At 68.6% G+C, this 5,944-nt stretch carries 7 protein-coding genes; 3 read left to right on the top strand and 4 right to left on the bottom strand.

From position 1 onward, the window contains the following. A partial coding sequence (locus tag VA603_RS01605) for a hypothetical protein (protein ID WP_323437746.1) occupies positions 1 to 420 on the top strand: 420 nt, incomplete at its 5' end. A gap of 45 nt (positions 421 to 465) precedes the next feature. On the opposite strand, the gene phhA is transcribed toward VA603_RS01605, so the two are convergent. Then, the gene (phhA, locus tag VA603_RS01610; protein WP_323437747.1) at positions 466 to 1,356 is read right to left on the bottom strand and encodes a phenylalanine 4-monooxygenase; all 891 of its coding nucleotides are present in this window, start codon (positions 1,354 to 1,356) and stop codon (positions 466 to 468) included. 132 nt (positions 1,357 to 1,488) lie between these two features. Here phhA and VA603_RS01615 point away from each other — a divergent pair, with 132 nt between their 5' ends. Beyond that, a complete protein-coding gene (locus tag VA603_RS01615; protein ID WP_323437748.1) occupies positions 1,489 to 1,971 on the top strand; it encodes an Lrp/AsnC family transcriptional regulator in 483 nt (160 codons plus the stop codon). 156 nt (positions 1,972 to 2,127) lie between these two features. On the opposite strand, the gene VA603_RS01620 is transcribed toward VA603_RS01615, so the two are convergent. The 3 genes from VA603_RS01620 to VA603_RS01630 all read right to left on the bottom strand — a co-directional run bounded on the left by VA603_RS01620 (position 2,128) and on the right by VA603_RS01630 (position 5,005). Beyond that, the gene (locus VA603_RS01620) at positions 2,128 to 3,165 is read right to left on the bottom strand and encodes a patatin-like phospholipase family protein (RefSeq protein WP_207911836.1); all 1,038 of its coding nucleotides are present in this window, start codon (positions 3,163 to 3,165) and stop codon (positions 2,128 to 2,130) included. 109 nt (positions 3,166 to 3,274) lie between these two features. Next, the gene (locus tag VA603_RS01625; protein WP_323437749.1) at positions 3,275 to 3,871 is read right to left on the bottom strand and encodes a hypothetical protein; all 597 of its coding nucleotides are present in this window, start codon (positions 3,869 to 3,871) and stop codon (positions 3,275 to 3,277) included. 120 nt (positions 3,872 to 3,991) lie between these two features. After that, complete coding sequence (locus VA603_RS01630; RefSeq protein WP_323437750.1) at positions 3,992 to 5,005, bottom strand: TIGR00266 family protein; 1,014 nt, start codon at positions 5,003 to 5,005, stop codon at positions 3,992 to 3,994. Between the two features lie 174 nt (positions 5,006 to 5,179). Between VA603_RS01630 and VA603_RS01635 the strand changes: the two genes are divergently transcribed. Beyond that, the coding region (locus VA603_RS01635; protein ID WP_323437751.1) for a TonB-dependent receptor plug domain-containing protein at positions 5,180 to 5,944 on the top strand (765 nt) is incomplete at its 3' end.

Consider the following 5,944-nt stretch of genomic DNA (forward strand, 5'->3'; position numbering starts at 1 on the left):
TGGAAGCTGGCGTTGTGGCCGATGGTGCTGCTGGCAGGGGCGGTGCTGGTGGTGGGCGTGCAGCGCGGCCAGATGCTGTTCCTGGGCTTTTCGGTGATCGGCCTGTGGGCAGGCTGGCGCATGTGGAACTTCAGCCGCCGTGGCCCGGGGCGGCCGGACTGGGCGTTCCGCCAGCACTACCAGTCGATGCTGGGGGCGGGCATTGCCACCCATGTGGCGTTCCTGAGCATCGGCATGCGCCCGGTGTGGCAGTGGCTGCAGTCGCACACGCGCGTGCCGCCGCTGCTGATCGAGCTGTTCCCGTGGGCGGCGCCGGTGCTGGTGGCCGTGCTCATCGGCTACGGCTTGAACCGCAAGTACGGCGGGCGCCGCGGAGCCCGGCCGACGCCGTCGCCGCGGATGCAATCGCCGGCGGAGTGAGTGCCGGCGGCCGCGGTCCCCGGGAGCGTGGAGGCGCTGCGTGGCTCAGACGTCGCCGTCGCTGGCCCAGCCTTCGCCGGTGCCGCGCTGGAACACGCGGTCGCCGTCCTGCATGTCACCGGCCGGGAAGTGCTCCTGCGCGGCCAGCCGCGCGTAGATCGGGGTGAAGTCCGGGTCGGTGGCGGCCATCAGCTGCTCGAAGCCGTCGATGACGAAGTAGCTCTTCTGAAAGGTGTCGATGCGGTAGCGGGTGCGCATGATCCGCTCCAGGTCGAAGCCAATGCGGTTGGGCGCGGCCGACTCCAGCGAGTACAGCGATTCGCCCTTGGACGAGACGATGCCGGCGCCGTAGATGCGCAACCCCTCGGCGGTGTTGATCAGGCCGAACTCCACCGTGTACCAGTACAGGCGGGTCAGGTTCTGCAGTGCCTCCGGGCCGATCGCATGCGCCTTGACCCCGCCACGGCCGTAGGCGGCCATGTAGTCGGCGAACACCGGGTTCATCAGCAGCGGCACATGGCCGAACAGGTCGTGGAACAGGTCCGGCTCGGCGATGTAGTCGATCTGGTCCGGGCGGCGGATCCACCACGTCACCGGGAAGCGGCGGTTGGCCAGGTGGTCGAAGAAATCCAGTTCCGGCAGCAGGCCTTCCACGCCGACCAGGGTCCAGCCGGTGGCGGCCCCCAGCACTTCGTTGAGCTGGTCGAAGCGCGGGATCATGTGCTCGCTCATGCCCATTTCGTCCTGCGCGTCCAGGAACTCCTGGCAGGCACGGCCGACCAGCAGCTCGCGCTGGCGCTGGTACAGCGTGCTCCAGGTGGCATGGTCGTCGGCGCTGTAGCTGTCCCACGGCTGTTCCACCACGGCGGTGGTATAGACCGGCACGTAACCCTTGTCGGTCTGCTGGTGTTCGACGCGGCGCGGGTTGGCTTCCATGGCGGCAGCTCCATAAGGGAATAGATAACCGCATGGTAGGAAGCCTGCCGCGCAACAGGTTTGCGAAATTGCGCCGTCAGCGGCTCCTGGCGCAATATTGTTGCGGCAATTCAATGTTGCGGAGCAACAAACATGGCTTCAATCACGCTTGATCGCACGGATCTTCGGCTTCTTGCCGAAATACAGCAGCATGGGCGCGCCACCAATGCCGAGCTCGCAGCACGGGTGAACCTGTCACCGTCCGCCTGCCTGCGGCGGGTGCAACGGCTGGAAGCGGAGGGTGTCATTGCCGGCTATGGCGCTCGCCTGGAGCCGCGCGCGATCGGGCTGGGCCTGCAGGCGTTCGTACGGGTGCAGCTGTCCAAGCACGGCCAGGCGGCCATCAATCATTTCGTGGAGGCGGTGCAGCTGTGGGATGAAGTGGTGGCCTGCCACGCGCTCACCGGCGACATGGACTACCTGCTGCACGTCTACGTGCGCGACCTGGACCACTTCTCGGCCTTCCTGCTTGACAAGCTGCTCGATGCGGCCGGCGTGGCCGACGTCAACTCCAGCTTCGTGCTGCGCACGGTCAAGGAGTTCCGCGCGCTGCCGCTGTCGCAGCTGGGGCGGTAATGAACGGATGTTGCAGCTTTGAAGCCCCTCTCCCGTGTGCGGGAGAGGGGTTGGGGTGAGGGCGCTTTCTGCGGTGATGTCATCCACTGCGCAGAACCGGAAGCGCCCCCTCCCAACCTCCCCCTTGGCTACGCCAACGGGGAGGGGCTTGAAGCATCAACGCGCCGGGGCGCTGCAGTCCTTGACCACGCCGCGCAGCTTCTCGATGCGCGAACGGCTGTCCTGGCAACGCTGATGGGCTTCGGCCTGGGCGGCGGCGGTGCGGGCTTCGGCGGTGCGGATCGCCGTGGCCTGGGCCTGCTGCAGGCGGGCAACGCCGGCGCGGATCTGCGGCATCGCGGCCATCGCGGCCTTCTCGCCTTCCAGGATGGCGCGGCCGCGCTGCTCGAAATCGGCCGCACCGATGTCCAGCACCGCCGGGCGGATCACCACGTCGGCGCGGCCCAGCTCCTGCTCGCCCAGGCGCTGGCCCATGATGGTGATGGACTGGTTGACCGCACCGAGCAGGCTGGTCGGGCGCTGGCCGTTGGCGCGGCTGGAGATGTCCACGGCGATGACGAACTCGGCGCCGAGCTGGCGCGCGGCATCCACCGGCACCGGGCTGACCACGCCGCCGTCGACGTAGGTCTTGCCGCCGATGGTGACCGGTTCGAACACGCCGGGGATGGAGCTGGAAGCACGCACCGCCTGGCCGACGTTGCCGCGCACGAACACCGCGCGGTCACCGGTCTCCAGCTGCGTGGCGACCGCCGCGAACGGCTTGCGCAGCTGTTCGGCGGGCTTGTTGCCGACCTGGGCGTTGACGTAGTCCTGCAGCTTCTGGCCCTGTACCAGGCCGCCGGAGAACAGGCGCACGTCGCGGATGCTGGCCTCGTCCAGGGCCACGGCCTTCTGCTGCATCTGGAAGGCATCCATGCCGCTGGCGTACAGCGCGCCGACCACGCTGCCGGCGCTGGTGCCGGACACCACCACCGGCTCGAAGCCGTTGGCTTCGAGCATCTTGATCACGCCGATGTGGGCGAAGCCCTTGGCCGCGCCGCCGCCCAGCGCCACGCCGATCTTCACCGGCTTGAGCGGGGTGCTCGGTCGCGCCGCCTGCGGCGGCGTCGGCTTGGTGTTTTCACCACCGCATGCGGCCAGCAGGCCGAACAGGGCAAGGGACAGCAGCAGGCGGGCGTTGCGCGGCTTCATGATGAACAGGGGGCGTTGAAAAGGGCGCCAGCATAGCGCTTTGCGCCGGGCAGGGACCGTGCCGGTGGCCGCGCCGTTTAGGCGGGGCTTCGCTGGGCCAGGGGGCCCCGGCTCAGCTGTCGCCCAGGGGAAGCGCCAGGCCCACCAGCACCAGCAACCAGAACAGGCCGCCGAGCACCAGCCACAGCCAGTTCAGCGGCGTGAGCCGGGCATTGGCCGAGCCCGTCGGGTCGCCGCAGGCCAGGTTGGCCGCGCGCTGGGCCTGGACCATCGCCAGCGTGCCGCCGCCGACGGTCAGCATGGCCAATCCGAAACTCGGGCCCGGTGCCAGCATGGCATCCGGGAGGCGGCTGATGATCTGCCCGATGATCGCCGAGACCACGTACACCGTGGCCCACGTGCCCGGCGACCAGTCGTGGCGCTGGCCCGCGCGCCGCAGCCGGTGGTCGATTTCCTCGTTCAGGCCATGCGCGAAGAAGATGGCGAAGATGGCGCGCGGGACCGGCCAGATGTCCAGCTTCCGGTCGAGCTTGTGCAGCTTCCAGTGCCGCCAGAACCAGTACAGCGAATACAGCCCCACGGTGGCGATGGAAAGCAGCACCAGCTTGCGGAGGGACACCACGTAGAACGGCGGCAGTGCCGGGCGCTCGGCGGAGCGGGTTTCCAGTGGCACCTGTGGGGGTGCGTAGATATTGTCGTGTGCGTCCATGCGTGGCCGGTTCCCCCCGGAAAACGAACGCGGAGGGTAGACAACCGGCCACGCACAGGCAAGGACGCCAGGCGTCGCCCGGGCAGGCACAGCGCCCCCGGGCCAGGGACCATGACGGCTTCAGAAGCGGTTGTCACCGTCCAGGATGCGGCCCAGCCCGCCCAGCACCGAGCCTTCGCCGCGGCTCTGGCCACCGCCCTGCGGGGCGGCGGCGAACATGCGGCCGGCCAGGCGCGAGAACGGCAGCGACTGCAGCCATACCTTGCCCGGGCCGGTCAGGGTGGCCAGGAACACGCCTTCGCCACCGAAGAACATGCTCTTCAGGCCGGCGACGCGGCGCACGTCCATGTCCACGCCGGCGTGGTAGGCCACCACGCAGCCGGTATCCACGTCGATGCGCTCGCCGGCGGCCAGCTCGCGTTCGACCACGCAGCCACCGGCGTGCACGAACACCCAGCCGTCGCCTTCCAGCTTCTGCATGATGAACCCCTCGCCGCCGAACAGGCCGGTCATCACCTTGCGCTGCAGGTGCACGCCGACCTGCACGCCACGGGCGCCGGCCAGGAAGCTGTCCTTCTGGCAGACCAGCTTGCCGCCGTGCTGGTCCAGCTTCATGGCCAGCACCGTGCCGGGGTAGGGCGCGGCGAAAGCGACCTTGGCCTTGCCCTGGCCGGTATGGGTGTAGACGGTGGCGAACAGGCTTTCACCGGTGATCACGCGCTTGCCGGCCGACAGCAGCTTGTCCATGAAGCCGCCGCCCTGGCCCTCGTGGCGGCCGTCGCCGAACACGGTGTCCATCTGCACGGAGGCGTCCTTGAACATCAGCGCGCCGGCTTCGGCGATGGCACTCTCGCCCGGGTCCAGTTCGATTTCGACGAACTGCATCTCATGGCCGACGATGCGGAAGTCGATATCATCGGCCCGGCTACGGTTGCCCCCGACCGGCGGCGGCATCGGCGGCGGGGCGGCCTGGCCGTCGAACTCGGCGATTTCGCCGACCGGCTGCCAGCCCTGCATGCCGGTCCGCCAGGCCAGTGCCTGGCGGTTGGCCTGGGCGTAGGCGCGGGCCGCTGCCTCATCGAGCGGGCCGACCCGGTCGGACTGGCCGGGAACATGGAAATACCACTGGGTCATGGCGCATCGCCTGGTGTGGGTAAGGAAGCCCAAGTCTATGCAGTGCGGTGGCTTTTTCACCCCTGACAGGCGTCATGCGTCTGAATACCTGAACGATTGCGATACGAATGTTGTACTGCAACAATTCCGTGCTAGGCGCAGTTCCCCATTCCTCCCAACAGGCCCTTCTTCGCCATGTCCCCGACCCGTACCGTCCGCGGCCGCTTCCCGGCTGCGCATCCGCTGTTCGTCGCTGTAGCCGCCCTGCTCCCCCTGGCCGCGATGGCCCAGGACGCCGCCCCCGCACAGAAGGAAGCCGCCACGCTGGACGCCGTGAAGGTCACGGCCGCGCGCAAGGTGGAGAACATCCAGGACGTGCCGGTCTCGATCAGCACCGTCAGCGGCGAGAAGCTCGACGCGCTGGCCTCCGGCGGCACCGACGTGCGCTACCTGTCCGGCCGCGTGCCCAGCCTCAACATCGAATCCTCGTTCGGCCGTGCGTTCCCGCGCTTCTACATCCGCGGTTACGGCAACACCGATTTCCGCCTGAACACCTCGCAGCCGGTGTCGCTGGTGTACGACGACGTGGTGCAGGAGAACCCGATCCTGAAGGGCTTCCCGATCTTCGACGTGGAGCAGGTGGAAGTGCTGCGCGGCCCGCAGGGCTCGCTGTTCGGCCGCAACACCCCGGCCGGCGTGGTGAAGTTCGACTCGGTGCGCCCGACCCAGGAGTTCAACGGCTACGGCAAGGTCGGCTACGGCAGCGACAACCTGTGGAACGTCGAGGCCGCCGTCGGCGGCGCGCTGAGCGCGCGCTGGTCGGCCCGCGTGTCGGCGCTGTACCAGCGTCGCGACGATTGGGTGAAGAACACCGGCACCGGCCCGAACGACGGCCTGGAAGGCTATGACGAGTCCGCCGTGCGCGTGCAGTTCCTGTACGAGGGCGACAACTTCGAGGCG

This window comes from Stenotrophomonas capsici (assembly GCF_034961085.1).
In the GTDB taxonomy this organism is placed as follows: Bacteria; Pseudomonadota; Gammaproteobacteria; order Xanthomonadales; family Xanthomonadaceae; genus Stenotrophomonas; species Stenotrophomonas capsici.